At 39.1% G+C, this 16,243-nt stretch carries 20 protein-coding genes; 7 read left to right on the top strand and 13 right to left on the bottom strand.

Annotated features, from left to right (window positions below; genetic code table 11):
* Positions 1 to 513: 513 nt before the first annotated feature.
* The 6 genes from FJR08_RS08815 to murG all read right to left on the bottom strand — a co-directional run bounded on the left by FJR08_RS08815 (position 514) and on the right by murG (position 6,061).
* The gene (locus FJR08_RS08815; protein ID WP_015080698.1) at positions 514 to 870 is read right to left on the bottom strand and encodes a hypothetical protein; all 357 of its coding nucleotides are present in this window, start codon (positions 868 to 870) and stop codon (positions 514 to 516) included.
* Positions 870 to 1,106: a DUF433 domain-containing protein gene (locus FJR08_RS08810; RefSeq protein WP_015080699.1), complete on the bottom strand. Its 237-nt coding sequence runs from the start codon at positions 1,104 to 1,106 to the stop codon at positions 870 to 872. Before FJR08_RS08810 ends, FJR08_RS08815 begins: the two co-directional genes overlap by 1 nt.
* A gap of 262 nt (positions 1,107 to 1,368) precedes the next feature.
* Entirely contained in the window at positions 1,369 to 2,850 is a 1,482-nt protein-coding gene (gene ftsY / locus FJR08_RS08805; RefSeq protein ID WP_168632904.1) for a signal recognition particle-docking protein FtsY, read from the bottom strand.
* Between the two features lie 187 nt (positions 2,851 to 3,037).
* A complete protein-coding gene (gene nusB / locus FJR08_RS08800) occupies positions 3,038 to 3,679 on the bottom strand; it encodes a transcription antitermination factor NusB (protein ID WP_015080701.1) in 642 nt (213 codons plus the stop codon).
* 67 nt (positions 3,680 to 3,746) lie between these two features.
* A complete protein-coding gene (locus FJR08_RS08795; RefSeq protein ID WP_168632903.1) occupies positions 3,747 to 4,523 on the bottom strand; it encodes a DUF502 domain-containing protein in 777 nt (258 codons plus the stop codon).
* Between the two features lie 464 nt (positions 4,524 to 4,987).
* Positions 4,988 to 6,061 carry an undecaprenyldiphospho-muramoylpentapeptide beta-N-acetylglucosaminyltransferase gene (gene murG / locus FJR08_RS08790; RefSeq protein WP_168632902.1) on the bottom strand — a complete coding sequence of 358 codons (1,074 nt, stop codon included), beginning with the start codon at positions 6,059 to 6,061 and terminating at the stop codon, positions 4,988 to 4,990.
* A gap of 85 nt (positions 6,062 to 6,146) precedes the next feature.
* On the opposite strand from murG, the gene FJR08_RS08785 reads away from it, so the two are divergent.
* Entirely contained in the window at positions 6,147 to 6,959 is an 813-nt protein-coding gene (locus FJR08_RS08785; RefSeq protein ID WP_148765512.1) for a nuclear transport factor 2 family protein, read from the top strand.
* A 28-nt stretch (positions 6,960 to 6,987) separates the two neighbouring features.
* Here the strand turns inward: FJR08_RS08785 and FJR08_RS23985 are convergent, their stop codons facing one another.
* Entirely contained in the window at positions 6,988 to 7,122 is a 135-nt protein-coding gene (locus FJR08_RS23985; protein ID WP_256369716.1) for a hypothetical protein, read from the bottom strand.
* On the opposite strand from FJR08_RS23985, the gene FJR08_RS08780 reads away from it, so the two are divergent.
* Positions 7,121 to 7,882, top strand: coding sequence for an SDR family oxidoreductase (locus FJR08_RS08780; RefSeq protein ID WP_148765516.1), 762 nt, complete (start codon positions 7,121 to 7,123; stop codon positions 7,880 to 7,882). The genes FJR08_RS23985 and FJR08_RS08780 overlap by 2 nt on opposite strands.
* Positions 7,883 to 8,092: 210 nt before the next feature.
* On the opposite strand, the gene FJR08_RS08775 is transcribed toward FJR08_RS08780, so the two are convergent.
* Entirely contained in the window at positions 8,093 to 9,070 is a 978-nt protein-coding gene (locus tag FJR08_RS08775) for an SUMF1/EgtB/PvdO family nonheme iron enzyme (RefSeq protein ID WP_168632901.1), read from the bottom strand.
* Between the two features lie 3 nt (positions 9,071 to 9,073).
* Positions 9,074 to 9,757, bottom strand: a complete 684-nt coding sequence (locus FJR08_RS08770; protein WP_168632900.1) for a hypothetical protein — start codon at positions 9,755 to 9,757, stop codon at positions 9,074 to 9,076.
* 211 nt (positions 9,758 to 9,968) lie between these two features.
* Here FJR08_RS08770 and FJR08_RS08765 point away from each other — a divergent pair, with 211 nt between their 5' ends.
* Both FJR08_RS08765 and FJR08_RS08760 read left to right on the top strand, forming a co-directional pair.
* Entirely contained in the window at positions 9,969 to 10,229 is a 261-nt protein-coding gene (locus FJR08_RS08765; protein ID WP_168632899.1) for a hypothetical protein, read from the top strand.
* Positions 10,226 to 10,681: a PIN domain-containing protein gene (locus FJR08_RS08760; RefSeq protein WP_168632898.1), complete on the top strand. Its 456-nt coding sequence runs from the start codon at positions 10,226 to 10,228 to the stop codon at positions 10,679 to 10,681. Before FJR08_RS08765 ends, FJR08_RS08760 begins: the two co-directional genes overlap by 4 nt.
* Before the next feature lie 61 nt (positions 10,682 to 10,742).
* Here FJR08_RS08760 and FJR08_RS08755 read toward each other — a convergent pair whose 3' ends face one another.
* Positions 10,743 to 11,150, bottom strand: a complete 408-nt coding sequence (locus tag FJR08_RS08755) for a universal stress protein (RefSeq protein WP_015080709.1) — start codon at positions 11,148 to 11,150, stop codon at positions 10,743 to 10,745.
* Positions 11,151 to 11,238: 88 nt separating this feature from the next.
* Between FJR08_RS08755 and pgk the strand changes: the two genes are divergently transcribed.
* Complete coding sequence (gene pgk, locus FJR08_RS08750; protein ID WP_168632897.1) at positions 11,239 to 12,441, top strand: phosphoglycerate kinase; 1,203 nt, start codon at positions 11,239 to 11,241, stop codon at positions 12,439 to 12,441.
* A 55-nt stretch (positions 12,442 to 12,496) separates the two neighbouring features.
* Here pgk and FJR08_RS08745 read toward each other — a convergent pair whose 3' ends face one another.
* Together FJR08_RS08745 and FJR08_RS08740 are read right to left on the bottom strand one after the other, a co-directional pair.
* Positions 12,497 to 12,931, bottom strand: coding sequence for a type II toxin-antitoxin system VapC family toxin (locus FJR08_RS08745; RefSeq protein ID WP_168632896.1), 435 nt, complete (start codon positions 12,929 to 12,931; stop codon positions 12,497 to 12,499).
* The gene (locus FJR08_RS08740; RefSeq protein WP_168632895.1) at positions 12,928 to 13,149 is read right to left on the bottom strand and encodes a hypothetical protein; all 222 of its coding nucleotides are present in this window, start codon (positions 13,147 to 13,149) and stop codon (positions 12,928 to 12,930) included. Before FJR08_RS08740 ends, FJR08_RS08745 begins: the two co-directional genes overlap by 4 nt.
* A gap of 199 nt (positions 13,150 to 13,348) precedes the next feature.
* Between FJR08_RS08740 and FJR08_RS08735 the strand changes: the two genes are divergently transcribed.
* Positions 13,349 to 13,933 (top strand): Uma2 family endonuclease, encoded by a 585-nt coding sequence (locus FJR08_RS08735; protein WP_168632894.1) that lies wholly within the window; start codon positions 13,349 to 13,351, stop codon positions 13,931 to 13,933.
* A gap of 28 nt (positions 13,934 to 13,961) precedes the next feature.
* Entirely contained in the window at positions 13,962 to 14,096 is a 135-nt protein-coding gene (locus FJR08_RS23980) for a hypothetical protein (protein WP_256369715.1), read from the top strand.
* Between the two features lie 10 nt (positions 14,097 to 14,106).
* Here the strand turns inward: FJR08_RS23980 and FJR08_RS08730 are convergent, their stop codons facing one another.
* On the bottom strand, positions 14,107 to 16,182 hold the full coding sequence (locus FJR08_RS08730; protein ID WP_168632893.1) for an SPFH domain-containing protein: 2,076 nt from the start codon (positions 16,180 to 16,182) through the stop codon (positions 14,107 to 14,109).
* Positions 16,183 to 16,243: the final 61 nt, after the last annotated feature.

The following is a 16,243-nucleotide window of genomic DNA, read 5'->3' as shown; positions in this document are numbered from 1 at the left end:
TCAAACTAAAAAACCAGATAGATTTTCAGTGAGTTAACTTACCTTTGGGGGTTAAAGTCCCCTGCTTCTACAAGCAGCGGGTTTTGCGTCGGGGTAAAATCCCCGTTGCAAAACGTAATTCTAAATTCTAAATTCTGCATTCTTTTAATTCATGGTTTTTGCGTTGGTGGAATTTTGGTTAAAACATAGTTGTCATCATGCTTTTAATCAAAACTTGTTCAATTATGGACTACAAACATTTAACCTATATACCATAAATTCTCGAAATGTTTCCTTAGATAGATTTCTTTTATGGAAAAATTTCGCTTATTTTTGCTTAATGCTCTAAATCCAGTATACTTTTATACTAGCATTTGAATTAAAGCGTGGGATTAAATATAAGTTTTACATTGCTGGGGATTTAGCTGATCAAAGGACATTAATATCCTGCGTTTATCTGCGTTTATCTGCGTTTATCTGCGTTCAATTATTCTTTAAGGCTTATTTTGTGCAGATTCATCTTAATATAAACTATTAACCAATAGATTCAATCTCACCCATATCATTGAGCAATACAGAAGATCCTACTGATAAAGATGAGATAATTTCACTAATTTTTTCCATTAAAGGTAGTAAATGATCAGGACGAGTGCTGCGAGAATCTAAAACAATAATTCTCAAAATTATATTAGTTAAATTTTGTTGATAGGGAAGATTTTTATCGGCTGTAATAAAGGCATCAAAAGGATATTTTTCAGCTAAATCAAGAATTTCTCGATCTTTCAACCCACGCCATCCCATATCATTAACATTGTAAACTATGTCGCCTTTCCTTAAAAAAGGTTGTTTGAGTTTTTTACTCAAAAGATTTTCATCTAGTAATATAATCATCAAGCACAGCGTTCTTGAGCGATGATCAATTTAGCTGTATTTTCCAAGACTTTCATAGTTTGAGTCTCCAGATAGGGAAAATCACTAATAAACTCAGCTAATCCATTCTCCCCTTCGAGATAGTCAAAAAATGTTTGTAAAGGAACACGAGTTCCCACAAAAACAGGAACTCCACCCATAATTTCGGAATCGCGGTGAATAATTCCTTGAATTTCTAATAAGTTATTTAGCGTCATTTCTCATTCTCTAAAGATAATTTCACTTTTGATTATAGCTTGAGATATAAAGGCGGGTTTTATAGGTTCCGCGCAGAATTTGGAATTTGTTTGTCTAGCCCCAGACTTCTAGTAGTTCGTCAAATTTATTTTGACGGATAATGATAGGAAAAAACTTCTGTTTTTCCCTCCCCTACTCTCCCCACTCCCCTACTTGCCTTTACCCGTCATTTTTGGATTGACAGACTACTAGTCTGAGGACAATTATTTTTCGGCGACGATATTAATCGCTTAATAATGCTTCTACAAATTCATGACTAGAGAATGGACGCAAATCTTCAATTCCTTCACCAGCCCCAATAAAACGAATGGGTAAGCCTAATTGCTGAACAACAGCGAGGGCGACACCTCCTTTGGCTGTTCCGTCTAATTTGGTTAAAACAACGCCGCTGAGTTGGGCTGCTTGGGAAAATACTTCAGCTTGTCGCAATCCATTTTGTCCTAAAGTAGAATCAAGAACTAACAGCGATTCTACACGGGCATTGGGGGCTTTTTTATCAATGATTTTGCGGATTTTGCTGAGTTCGTCCATGAGATTTTTCTTATTTTGCAGTCTCCCAGCGGTATCTATTAATAGTAGTTCGGTTTCTCTAGATTGAGCAGCAGCGATCGCATCAAACACCACGGCTGCCGGATCTGTGTTTTTCCCAGGATTGGCGATAACTTCAACACCGCTTCTCTCTCCCCAAACTTTGACCTGTTCCACAGCCGCAGCCCGAAAGGTATCCGCCGCACCAATTAAGCACTTGTAACCGGATTTATGTGCTAGGTGAGAAATTTTACCGATGGTGGTAGTTTTTCCCGCCCCGTTAACTCCGGTAATTAACCAAATGGTCAGGGTGTCTTTTGCCGGTGCAAAACTAGGTTTGTCTTGATTTTGCAAGGGTGCATCTAGGATATCTCGGAGAATTTCTTTGAGATAAGCGATCGCTTGTTCTGGGGGAGTAACTTCTGCGAGTAATTTCTTTTGTAACGCACTAATAATATAATCAGTTGCCTCTACCCCCACATCTGCCTGGAGAAGTAATGATTCAATTTCATTGACAGCCTCTTGATTAAGAGGCCCTTGACCAACAATTGATTTTAGTTGGTTAAGAATATTCCGCCGAGTTTTATCTAAACCTTGACGGAGTTTTTTCAACCAAGTAATTTCTTCCAGGGAAATATCTTCAGCTTTTCTCCCTTGGGCGGCTAAAACCTTTGCTGACCACTTAAACCCATCATCAAATACCAGTTCTGGAATCTCTATTTCTGGTGCTGTCGGACTTATCTGTATTTCGGGAGTTTCGGTTTCTATGGCACTAGCAATTAATTTCTCTTGTTTAGCTTGTCTTTCGGCCGCAGCCCGTTCTAAAAAAGATAAATTAGCTAATTCTGGTTCTGGTTGTAGTTCATTAACAACATCTTCAGTAATTTCTGCGATGGTTGCATCTATTTCTATCGGTGCAGTTATTTCCCCTACTTGAGTTTCTACTATTTCTTCACTGATAGTATCTTCTTCAACCGCTACAGATAATTCTGTTTCTAGTTGTTGTTTTTCTTGAATATTTTTATAAGCAGCTTTAGCAAAAGCCAACAAATCCGCTGTCTCTGGTGCGGTTGTTTCTGGTTCAGTTGCTTCTACTGCGGGTGTTTCTTCCTGAGATTGGTTTTCAGGAGTATCAGCAGATTCATTATTTGGACGACGAAACCAATTAAAAGCCATTGTAGTTTATTTTAGATAAAAATTTAATTAGGATAGGAGTCAGGAGTCACCGAGTCAGGAGTCACCGAGTCACCGAGTCACCGAGTCACCGAGTCACCGAGTCACCGAGTCAGGAGTTAAGAAAGAAAGAAAGAAAGAAGGAATAAAAGTCTTACCAATGACCAATGACCAATGACCAATGACCAATTTAAACAGTTTGTTTTTGTTCACTAACTCGACGGAGAACACCATTAATAAAACGGTGGCCATCTTCTCCACTGTAGCGTTTAGCTAATTCTACAGCTTCGTTAATAGCAATGCTGTCGGGAACTTGCATGAATTTTATTTCTGCGGTGGCTATTTGGAGGATATCTCTATCAATTTGAGCTAGACGGGTAACTTGCCAATCTACTAAAGCATTAGAAATAGATTCTTCGATAGCTTGATGGTTCTCGCTGACAGTAATAATAATCGCTTTAGCGTAATTACGAACTTCTTTATTTTGATTGGCCGACTGAATTAATTCTGGAAAATCAACAGATGTACCTAATTGATTGATAGCTATTTGGGTATAGGAAATTGCCTCTTTCAGCATGGTTCTAGCTGTATTCAAATCCGCAGCTCTCGTTTCGCTGGTTAAGAGACGATCATTACTCCGTTGCAGTTCTCCTGCGGCATTGTTCAATGTGTCCTGTACTTCTACTGTGAGAGTCCGGACTGCTCCTAAAACTAGCTTAGAAACTAATTGCTCGTCTGATAGGCTTTCTAGTTTTTTAGGGTTGATTGGTAATTGGCTCAAGGCTAATAGTGCCAATTCGCGGGCTATTTGTTGGGGTTTACGATGCTGCATACAGTTGGGATGATGAAAAATATGTGAGTTCTAGCGCAGATGAACAATTAGCTTATCTATTTTTTGCTCACTTTACTAGGTTGGTATCGAGTTTAGTTTCTATTTCTGGAATTTCCTGCTGTTTTATTTCCAAAGATGACAGTGCAGGGAGGTGAGAAGGCTGGATATTGGGGGACACTATACCACCAGACACAACGATTTTAAAAGCATCTTCAACAGATATAGAGAGATTAAGTACATCCTCTTCTGGTACTATCGCATACCATCCTGTGGTCGGATTGGGTGTAGTGGGAATAAACAGGCTAATTACAGGACGAGATATTTGACTTTGGATTTCATTGCTCATTGCTCCAGTAACAAAGGCGATCGCCCAAATGCCCGGACGAGGGTATTCTACTAAGACTACCCGGCGGAATTTACCATTAGAATCTTTTAACAGAGTTTCTAATAGTTGCTTGAGGGTTTTATATACCTGTCCAGCTAAAGGAATGGCTTGCAATAGCCGCTCACCGAAATCCAATAACCATCGCCCAGCAATGTTTCTAGCCATTAAGCCAATAGCCAAAATACTTAATAATGGCACGGCTAATCCTACTAGTAAATTAAGTATATTTACTAAAATCGGATTTAAGCCATCAAAGGGATTGAGTTGTTTAGGAACTTGGGTGAGAAAGTTAATTACCCATGTGGCTATGGTAATTGTTAACCAGATGGTGGTTGCGAGGGGAATTACCACCAGCAAACCAGCAATCAGGTCATTTTTGAAGTCTTGTTTCCACCTTTCCATTCCCAAACCCCGATTCTCCTTATTTAGCTTCGTCAAACTGTTGTGATTATTTTCCATTTCAGCAAATTAGTCACATTGCGAATATCAGAAACTGATGACAACAGGTGTCAGTGTCTTACAATAGGCTACTTCTTACTGTTAAAAAACGCCTTTTGTATCTGTCTTTAATGGCAAAAAGTCAAACTATCGCTACAAAAGTTCACAATTTTCCTTGTTCAATGTAAATATAGCCATTAACCCACCGTAATAGCGGCTGACAAATCTTTTAGAGTGTTACTTATTTTTGTAATACTTGTAAATTATTGTTGCAAGTCTGAGAGATATTATCTATCCTACCGCGCTATATCGCCAAATGCTCACAATTTAGGAATGACTAAGTAGGTTGGCGTTGAAAATTGTCGTCATAGCAAGGCAAGAGGCAAGAGGCAAGAGGCAAGAGTAAAGAAGTTTTCAGCAATTTTACATTTCTTTACACAGTTTGGTTTTATTGTGTTCACCTACTTATTTGGAGTTAATGGGAATTAATTTTCGATCACTTCTCTCACCAAAGTTGCCAATTTATCTGCACTATCAGGAACAGCGATCGATGCAGCTTTCTCTGCCATTCTCCCTAATTCTGTCGGAGATTGCAACAAATTCAAAACCTGAGTCGTAAATATTCCTGGAGTCAAATCCGACTGTTTAAAGGATAAAGCCGCACCAGCTTTAGTAAACACCTCTGCATTATAAGACTGATGATCTTCCGCTGCAAAGGGATAGGGAATCAAAATTGCTGGAGTACCACAAACTGCCAATTCTGTCAAGCTACCCGCACCAGAACGACTAATAGCTAAATTAGCTCTTCGCAACAAAGCCGCCATATTATTATAAAAAGCCAAGGCTATATATTGAGGATGTTGAAGACTGTTAATATCGGGATCATTATCACCCGTCAAATGCACTATATAAGCCCCAGCTTGAAACAAAGCGTCCGCGGACTGTCGGACTAATTTATTTACGGCTACAGCCCCCTGACTACCACCAAACACCACAATTAGAGGCACACCATTAGGAATAGGTAAATCTAAAGTGTTATTAACAGTTTCATCTAAGAATTGAGAACGAACAGGAGTACCCACACAGATAGTTTTTGTCCGAGGTAAATATTGAGTAGTTACATCAAATCCTATCGCTACCACATTACACCAAGGACCAAAAAAGCGGGTAACTTTTCCCGGTAAAGCATTGGATTCATGAAAAACCACAGGTAAACCCAAAGAACGCGCTGCAATTACCGCAGGTCCAGCAATATAACCCCCTGTGGTGAAAACTCCTTGGAACTTTCCTTGTTTAAGAATACGTCTGACTTTGAGAATCGAGCTGATCAATTTCCACAAGGTGCGGATAGAACCAAGACTCAAACCTTGCTGAAAACCTTCAACAGCGACCGTATTTAAAGGATATGTCTGGGGAACTAACTGAGTTTCTAGCCGATTTGGCACACCCAGCCATTCAATATTGTATTCTGGCAGTTTTTCAGCCAATGCGATCGCCGGAAACAAGTGTCCACCTGTCCCACTAGCTGCTATAAGTAATCTAATTGATGGATTTACCATTCCCGACTATACCATTTATCGCCTAATTTCATTAAGATAAAACAAATTCCTGATCTTGTCTCATCAAATCAGTAAAATCTTCCTTATGACTAAAATTATCCCTTTATTAATGAAACGTAATAAAACATTAACTGTGAGTATTTCCCTAATTTCCAGTTTACTGGCAATTGGTTTATCCAGCACTTGGCAATTGGCTCAAGCAGGTCAAACCGGAAATGCACCCGCTACACTCACGAATCTATTAACACAAATTGATAATGCTGCTAATCAAGGTAATGTCAATGGTGTAATGAAATTTTATAGCCCTACATTTACTCATGGTGACGGCTTAAACCGCAAAGCAATGGAACAGGCTTTAACAGGACTTTGGAAACGATATCCTAAATTGCGTTACACGACCAAGCTAGAATCCTGGAAATCGGAAGGCAATACAATTATTGCGGATACTGTCACCACTATTAGCGGTTTATCTGCATCTGGTAATAATAATTTAACTCTCAATTCTACTATTAAATCGCGTCAAAAAGTCACAGGCTCAAAAATCGTTCATCAAGATATTTTATCAGAACGGACTCAACTAACCTCTGGAAGTAAACCACCCCAAGTAGAAATTAAATTACCACAACAGGTAAAAGTTGGTGAAAAATATAGTTTTGATGCCATTGTCAAAGAACCATTAGGTGAGGATTTTCTGCTGGGAACAGCCATAGAAGAACCCATTCAAGGTAATAAACTTCTCAACCCCACAATTGCAAATTTAGAGTTTCTCAATTCTGGTGGACTGTTCAAAATAGGACGCGCACCTTCTACTCCCGGACCTCAATGGGTTTCCGCAGTAATTCGCAGAGGTGAAGATATGACTATTATTACTCAACGGTTACAGGTTGTTAAGAAGTAGTTATTGGTGATTGGTGATTGGTGATTGGTCAGTGGCAAAGAAAAACAACTGACAACTGTACGGGCGAAGCATTTGGAGAAGTATTTTTGGCAATGACCGATAATTTATCTTCCAAATGCTTCGCCCCTACTGACAACGAACAACTGACAACTGACAAATTCATGCAAAATCAAATTGTTTTTATTACTGGTGCAAGTAGCGGTATTGGTGCTGCTTGTGCCAAGATGTTTGCTCATGCTGGTGCAAAACTGATTTTAGCTGCACGACGTTGGGAACGGTTACAGCAATTAGCTGATTCTTTAGATATCGCAGCGGACAAAATCCATTTATTACAACTTGATGTGTGCGAGCGCTTGGCGGTAGAATCGGCTATTGCTAACTTACCCTCATCTTGGAAAAATATTGATCTTCTCATTAACAATGCTGGTTTAAGTCGCGGTTTGAGTAAATTACATGAAGGCGACTTTCAAGACTGGGAAGAAATGATAGATACTAATATCAAGGGTTTACTTTACCTTACCCGTTATGTTGTACCAGGAATGGTAGAACGGAATCATGGTCATGTTATTAATATCGGTTCTATTGCGGGACATCAAACCTATCCTGGTGGTAATGTCTATTGTGGAACAAAAGCCGCCGTTAAAGCCATTTCTGAAGGCTTAAAACAAGACCTTTTAGGAACTCCTGTGCGAGTGACATCTGTTGACCCTGGTATGGTAGAAACAGAATTTAGTCAAGTGCGTTTTCATGGTGACACAGAACGGGCTAAAAAGAAGGAGGAGGGAGTTAAACCCCTAACTCCTGATGATGTAGCTGATGTGATCTTTTTCTGTGCCACTAGAGCCAGTCATGTTAATATTAACGAAGTCATACTTATGCCAGTTGACCAAGCCAGCGCCACCCTAGTAAACCGTCAAGTGTAACCCTTCCAGACTCCGGCTGGGAACGAGTTGACAGTTTCAGATTTGTGTGTTATCGTGAATGAAACCAAGGCTGTGAAAGTTTCTATTAAATTAAATAGATCGAATTTCTCAAAGGTCACAAAATAAAAAAAGATCGCTCCACTCCGTTACGCTTGGCAAGGGTAAAGAGGAAAAGAGCAGAGGGCAAAAGAGCAAGAGTGTAAAGGGCTACTAAGTCCTCGCCGCACCACTACATACAACCCGAAAACCAATATTGTTGCCGTAGTAGTCGAGATTGTTGCTGCTGCGATAAGCAGAACGGCAAATCGCAGGATAGTAGAGCCACGAACCACCGCGCAGCAGCCTAGCGTTTTGATTAGTTTCGCTTATCCATGCACTTCCATCATTAGGCGCACCCTTATAGTTATTATGCCAAGTATCAGCGCACCATTCCCAGACGTTGCCGTGCATATCATATAAACCAAAGGCGTTGGGCTGAAAAGTTCCTACAGGAGTTGTTCTTCCTCGATATTCTCCCTTGGGGGCATTACCATAGGTGTAGTTACCATTATAGTTTACCACATTTGTGGTGATTGTATCACCAAAAGCAAAAGGTTTTGCAGAACCGGCACGACAGGCATATTCCCATTCAGCTTCACTGGGTAAACGGTATTTTTGTCCTGTCTTGTGAGAGAGTCTAGCACAAAACTCAACGGCATCATTCCAAGATACTCGTTCTACAGGTAGTTTATCACCTGGGAAGTAAGCAGGACGAGAATTTAATTCTCTAGCAACTGGAGGACAGGAATAAACTACTTTTTCCCATTGTTCTTGAGTAATAGTGTATTTTCCCATGTAGAAGGGCTTCACCGTTACATAGTGTTGGGGACGTTCTCTATCTAAACTCTCTTCTTCTGTTTTTGGTGCGCCCATGTAAAATGTCCCACCAGGAATATAAACCATCTCCAATTTTACACCAAAACCCAAATCTTGGCTAAAAGATTGATTTAAAGATGAATTTGGAGAAGTTTTAGGTAATTTATCTAATTCTTTTAGACGTTTTTCGATGTCTTGTTTGATTGACTCAATTTTATTCTCCCACTTATTACGAAGTCCTGGATCATTTTCAAACGCCTTCAGATCTTCATAGTCTTTAAGAAGTTGAAAATCTTTTTTTAATTGTTCTTCAAGGTGCTGACGCAAATCCACAATTTACTTTCTCCCTAATTTTTTGATCACGAACTCCCAAGCAGACTTGATATTAAAACCAGTTCCCAATTCTAATTCACCTTCATAATTAATCAAAAAAGGAACAATTGGTAAAGTGACTGTAATTTTATGTCTAGTATCTAATTCAGGAGATTTGATAATTTCGGCAATTTCTGCTTGACTGCTAGAAGGTAGAGAAGGTATGCGTGATTCTAGAACCGCCAACATTTCCAGCATTTCTGACTCAGATACTTGATTAGCTGCTACCGCATTTAACATATTTTCTGTAAAAGCTAATTGAGTTTGATTTAGCTGTTCAATAAAAACTCTCAAAATTGCTTGTTCAGAAACTTGATAACGAAGTAAAAGTGAATCTTGGTTAATAAGAACAATATTTAATTTTGCGTCTATCTGCTGTAATTGGTTTTCTATTATTTGCAGTTGATTTCCTACTACCTGGATTTGCGGTGTAGGTATACCAGTTAACTGTTGTTCTAATTCTGTATATTCTTGTCTATAATTATCAATAGATTCCTGTTGTCGTTTAATTTCTTTTTTATATTTTTTTAATGTTCGAGGGTTGTCTTCAACAGTTAATTCTTCCTCAAATTCTTTCAGTAATTTTTGATCTTGAGTAATATGATCTAGTAAATCTGTCAATCTTTGTTGGAAAATCTGGGAAAGCATGGATTAAATGCCTTAATTTGGGGATTGTTGAGGGTTTACGGAACTTTTCAACCTAGTGTATCATAAATATCCCCTAAATTAGCTATTAGTCATTTCAAACTTTTGCGCTATGCTATCAAATAGATAAATACAGATTATACTTAGCTAATGCACCCTGCCAATATGTAACTTGCGTAGGTTCTACCAGAAATTGTCCAGAGGATAGAATTAAATGTCTAAACGATTGATTGAGTTAATGACACTAGCGGATACACTTACACCAGATGAACAATTAAGTTTAATATCACACCTCGTCCAAAGACTCAGCCTTTGTGAAATATCACCTAAGCCACGTCGTAATCTCACTGAACTTGAAGGAATTGCACCGAATTTATTAGGTGGTATGGATGCTCAAGAATATGTTACACGCATGAGACGTGGTGAGTTTCCAGATTTAGAACTTGAGGAAATGAACACAAGGAAACTAGCGTGAATATTGAGGAAAGTTTACAGGGTGTAACGCGCATATTTTTGGATACTGCACCAGTTATTTATTTTGTTGAGCGCAATCTACAATACTTAGCAATTGTCAGGGAGGTTTTTAATCAGATTCGGGACGGTTCGCTAATAGCCGTCACTTCACCAGTTACTTTAGCAGAATGCTTAGTGTATCCCTATCGTTTAAAACAGACTCAATTAGCACAAGAATTTATTGAGACAATTGTTTATGGAAATAACACTACTTTTGTGCCAATTAATAATCCAAATATAGCTATAAATGCTGCTCAAATACGCGCTAGATATAATTTAGAATTACCTGATGCTTTGCAAATTGCTGTGGCTGTAAACGCAGAATGTGAAGCTTTTCTGACTAATGATCTCACTTTCAAGCGAATTACAGAATTGCGTGTGTTAGTGCTGAATGATTTTAATAATCCTGCATAATCCAGAACTTTAGGTGGTGCGCTACACTGGGTTAATCCAGATTAACGCACCCGGTAGTTAATTAAGGAACAATCAAGACCGGACAGGGAGAAAGGTTAATTACCCGCATGGTGACGCTATCAGTTGCGCCTTCTTCCGTTAAACCTAGTCCTCGACAACCCATAATAATTAAACTGGCCTCAACTTCATCAGCAACATCACAGATAGTAAAGGCTGGTTTACCTTGTCTTTCTAGTAATTCGGTTATAATTCCTTGTCCAGAAAATAAGGTTTGGGCATTTTCTAGGAGTTTGGCAACTGCTTCTGGAGATACCATAGGACTGGTAGCAGGTGCTTCTGGATCGGGTTCTTCAACGACTGAAAGCAAAATTAAGCGACTGCCATAAGTTTGCACAATATTGGCAACTATATCAGCGGCCTCTCTGGCTTCTCGACTTTGATCAATGGGAAATAGAACTGTTTTAAACATATCTCACCTCTGCGCCCCTCACTCCGGTAAAATCTTGATGGTCATATTTTGAAGACAATAACAAAAAAGTAATCAGGAGAGTTGTACTGTGTCTAAAAAAAGTTTAGCAAGTTTATCTGCGGCTGATATATCTGGAAAACGCGCTTTAGTACGAGTTGATTTTAATGTGCCTGTGGATGATCAAGGAAACATTACCGATGATACCCGGATTCGGGCAGCGCTGCCAACTATCCAAGATTTGACCCAAAAGGGTGCTAAGGTCATTTTAACAAGCCATTTCGGTCGTCCCAAGGGTGTAGATGAAAAATTGCGTTTAACCCCGGTTGCTAAACGTCTGGCTGAGTTGTTAGGACAGGAAGTTATCAAAACTGATGACTGTATTGGTGATGATGTTGCTGCTAAAGTTGCGGCTTTGGACAATGGCCAAGTGCTATTGTTAGAAAATGTCCGCTTTTACAAGGAAGAAGAAAAGAATGACCCAGAATTTGCTCAAAAATTGGCAGCAAACGCTGATTTTTATGTAAATGATGCTTTTGGAACTGCACACCGCGCTCACGCTTCTACTGAGGGTGTAACTAAGTTTTTAAGCCCTTCTGTGGCTGGTTATTTGGTTGAGAAGGAATTGCAATATTTACAAAGTGCAATTGAAGAACCTAAGCGTCCTTTGGCGGCTATTATTGGCGGTTCTAAGGTTTCTAGCAAAATCGGTGTGATTGAAACTTTGTTGGAAAAGTGCGATAAGTTGATCATTGGCGGTGGGATGATTTTCACCTTCTATAAAGCCCGTGGTTTGAATGTTGGTAAGTCTTTGGTGGAAGAAGATAAGCTAGAATTGGCAAGAGAGTTGGAAGCTAAAGCCAAAGAACGTGGTGTGGCTTTGTTGCTACCTACAGATATTGTTTCTGCTGATAAGTTTGCGCCTGATGCTAATGCTACTACTGTCAGCATTGAAAATATCCCTGCCGATGGTATGGGTTTAGATATTGGTCCTGATTCTATCAAGGTTTTCCAAGCGGCTTTGGCTGATTGTCAGACTGTGATTTGGAATGGTCCAATGGGTGTGTTTGAGTTTGATAAATTTGCTGCGGGTACAGAAGCGATCGCTCATACTTTAGCAGAAATTGGCAAAACCGGCGCAACTACCATTATCGGTGGTGGTGACTCTGTAGCGGCTGTGGAAAAGGTCGGTTTAGCTGATCAAATGAGCCACATTTCTACTGGTGGTGGTGCGAGTTTGGAGTTGTTGGAAGGTAAGATTTTACCTGGTATTGCAGCTTTGGATGAAGCATAATTGAAAGTATGAAGGATGAAGTTTTTGGCTTTGTCCTTCATTCTCTGCAATTAACTCAAATCCAATCTTTAATAAGTTGAATATTTGGAATATGCCGATAAATGGCATTGTACAATTTCTCATCAGCAGTAATAAATTTACAGTTTTCTCTGATGCTTAAAACTACGTAAAGGCTATCATAGACAGTTCTTTGATAATTGACTGCAAACTGATAGGCATCTTTTAATAATTCATCAGCAGGAAATATTTTTAACTGTATTTGCTGAAATAAATCAACTATCATCTCAGCTTCCTGATTAGTTAAACCTTGAAATCGCTGTATTTTCCAAACAATATTACCAATTTCTGCATAAATTAAGTCTGGTGCAATCAAGGTAATTTGTTGTGCTTGATAAGCATCAAGAATTTTATTTGCTTCTAATGAATAATCTTGAGCAATAAACCATTTAATGGCTACGCTGCTATCAATGACAATTTTATCTGTGATCATCTGTCTCTATCTTCTCGCAATAATTCTGTCAAATCAGAAAACTCTCCATATTTTTGCTTTAGGTTTTCTTGCAAGATATGTATTTTTTTAACAAGTTCAGACTTTTCTATTTTGTGATGTTTAGGAAGATTGATTTGATTAATTTTTTCATCAACAAGTCTATTAATTAAGGATTCTAAATCCTGTAAAGTCATTTCGGTAATAGATTGGTTTAGCATTTTTGATCAACCTCCAGTGGTAATATCAATTTCTTTTAAGGTAGAATTTAACTAAACTGAGCCTTATTCTAGCATACATTCTTATTAGGAGAAGTTCATAAAGCGTTTAACAGTGCATAAGCATATATTCCCACACGATTATGGAGATGGTATTCTTGATTTGCTAATATGAGAAATTAACCGAATTAAGGAAAACAATATGGAAGTACAAACCCGCACACATATTTACACCCCTGAAGAATATTTAGAATTAGAAGAAAAAGCACTTTATAAAAGCGAATATCGGGATGGAGAAATTATTCCTATGACTGGGGGAACTGGTAATCATAATAAAATTACACTAGCTATTGCGGCGATTTTACTATATGCCATGAGACGCAAAAAATATGAAGTTTTTATGGGAGATATGCGTTTATGGATTCCACAATTTAAAGAATATACTTATCCTGATGTGATTGTAACTGATGGTCAGGCTAGTTATACAGGCAAAAATAATACTACTATTACTAATCCTTTATTAATTATTGAGGTTTTATCTAAGTCTAAAAAAAATTACGACCAAGGTGATAAATTTACTTTTTATCGTTCTATTCCGCAATTTAAAGAATATGTTTTAGTGGAACAAAATCAATATCAGGTCATGCACTATAGCAAAACTAATGAGGGAGAATGGATTTTTCGAGAATATAAATCTAAAAATGATATTGTTAAATTGCAATATCTTGATTTTGAAATTAGTTTAGTTGACATTTATCAAGATGTTAATTTTGACGATAAAGAATAATATTTAAGTTCGGATAAAAGGTCAAATCATGGAAATCCAAGAAATTAAATCGGCGGTGAGAAACCGCGTCTACACAGGCAAAACCCACCTGCGTGGGTTTCAAACCTTTGATTTTTATTTAGTCCGCGCCGGCGGACTTTGTTTGTGTAGCCGCGACTTCTAGTCGCCAAAGCTTAACTATTTTGATTAGTTGATTCAGGTTTAGGAACTATGGGATTAGGAAGAGGTGGAGGTGTAGGGATTTTCGATTCTGGATGGGTTTTGCTATTAGTTTGATTCCAAAGAATCATAGACAACAAACCATCTGCTAAACCATTATTACTACCATTATTACCACCAACAATGATATCGGGAATAATGCGGACATGATGATCACCGACAATTTCCATCAACTGCATAGCTGTGTAACCTTGTAAACCCACTGCTTGTACACCTGTCCGGTAGGTTTCTGCTTTGGCGTTACCTGTGGCTCGGATACCTTCTGCTCCAGCTATGGCTTTGAGTTTAATAGCTTCAGCTTCACCTGTTGCTTGCTGAATTTGGGCGTTAGCTTGTAACTCGGCAATTGTCACACCTTGTTCCGATTTTACCAAATCTTGCTGAATATCTGCGATCGCTGTTTCCCTGACCAACATTTGCCGTTGGGTTTGTGCCATTTGCTGAACTTCGTAAGTTTTGCGTTGTTCCTCAGCAATTTTCCGGTCTGTCAGCGTGTGCATTAATTCATTCGGTGGGGTAATCAAACCAATCAACGAATCCACTGCTTGCACATCATAAGCACGTAAGGCAGATTTAACGTATTCAGAAGCTTCTACTTGGCGCTCGCTTCTGGCAATCAAGAAATCCAGGATAGTATATTCTTGAGCCGAGTTGCGGAAATAATTCCCCACAATGGGACGCAAAACCTGATCAATGACATTTTGCATCGAACCCAAGCGGGAAATCACTTTCGGAGCATCTGACGCACCAATGTGGATAATTTGGAATATCTCCAAATCAAAGCTAAAACCATCAAATGACAGAAGTTTCAGTGCCTTTAGATTTGTATCATACCCATGCTGACCACTAATTCTATCAGTAAAGTTTAAGACAATATTCGTTGTCGGCACTAACTCAACTTTCATCACTTTAGTGTTGAGCGGGTGCTTCCCAGGATATAAAGGCTCAACCCAAACACCCTTATGTCCTTGATTGACCAAATTTCCGTGAGTGAAAGATGCCCCGCTCACATCTTCCTGTTCTTCACCGACAAAAGAAATCACCACACCTACATAACCGATAGGGATTTCAGTCATCGGTACTTGTTCAATATTGACCAACCAAGGATTCAGATTCCACGAACCCGACAATAATACCTGTTCTTGTAAACCCCGTTGTCCCCCAGCGTCAATAAACTTTTGACCATTCTGAAAATTATTATGTCCAGTAATAGCACGCCCAGCAATTTCACCGGCAGCAATTGGTGAACCATCCAAAGTAGTCACAATCCCAACTTTTTCTGCGGCTATTTCATAGATTTGCAACTGTTCTGGACGCATACCCTCTAGACTGGCATTTCCGGCTGTAATCACTTTAAACAGCGCTGTATTGATGCGGTAACTACCTGCGGTGATAAAAGCAATCTGTCGTCCTTTCTCCCCACCTTTGGTCAAGAATTTGCGCGCATCTTGGAAATTATCACATTCGACAATTTTGCCCAAAATCCGTTCTGGAGGGTTAGAAGCGCCATCTGCGGCGACAATCAGAGCGATTTGACCTTGGGGGACAACAATTACTGATTCTTTCTTAACTGCATATTGCCAAGGCCAATAACCCCAGTGCCAACCAGGGGCGAGGGTGTCCGCTTGTAAACCCGCTTCACCATTCAAAGCGATTAATCTACCAGGAGGTAGTCCTTTACCGGAAAGGGTGAATTTTTTGACAACAATACCAACTTCCCGTTCACCGATAACTACCAGTCCACCAAAGAAGAAACAACCACCAATAATGATCACAGGAATAATGATTAAAGGTTCAATCCCCATGGCTTGATAGGGGATTTGGCCAGTTACAGACTGAGTAACTGATTGTTGGGTTTGGGTAGAGGGGATTGAGACAGAAGTTAATTCTTTGGCTGTCAGTGTTTTTATGGGAGTGGCATTAACAGCATTAACACCAGCTGCTAAGGCTAAGGCTGCAATTGCAGATGTAGCCAAGCTGACAAATTTATTTTGCTTACTTTTATCAAGAGAAAATGGAAAGCTTTTCATATATCTGCCTCTTTGGGCGATTAATCATCTAAGGTATCACTTCATCAGGATGGAATGATTT

This window comes from Dolichospermum sp. UHCC 0260 (assembly GCF_009711985.1).
GTDB classification, from domain to species: domain Bacteria; phylum Cyanobacteriota; class Cyanobacteriia; order Cyanobacteriales; family Nostocaceae; genus Dolichospermum; species Dolichospermum lemmermannii.
Note: the sequence above shows the minus strand (reverse complement) of the source record. Positions and strands in the feature narration are given on the sequence as shown.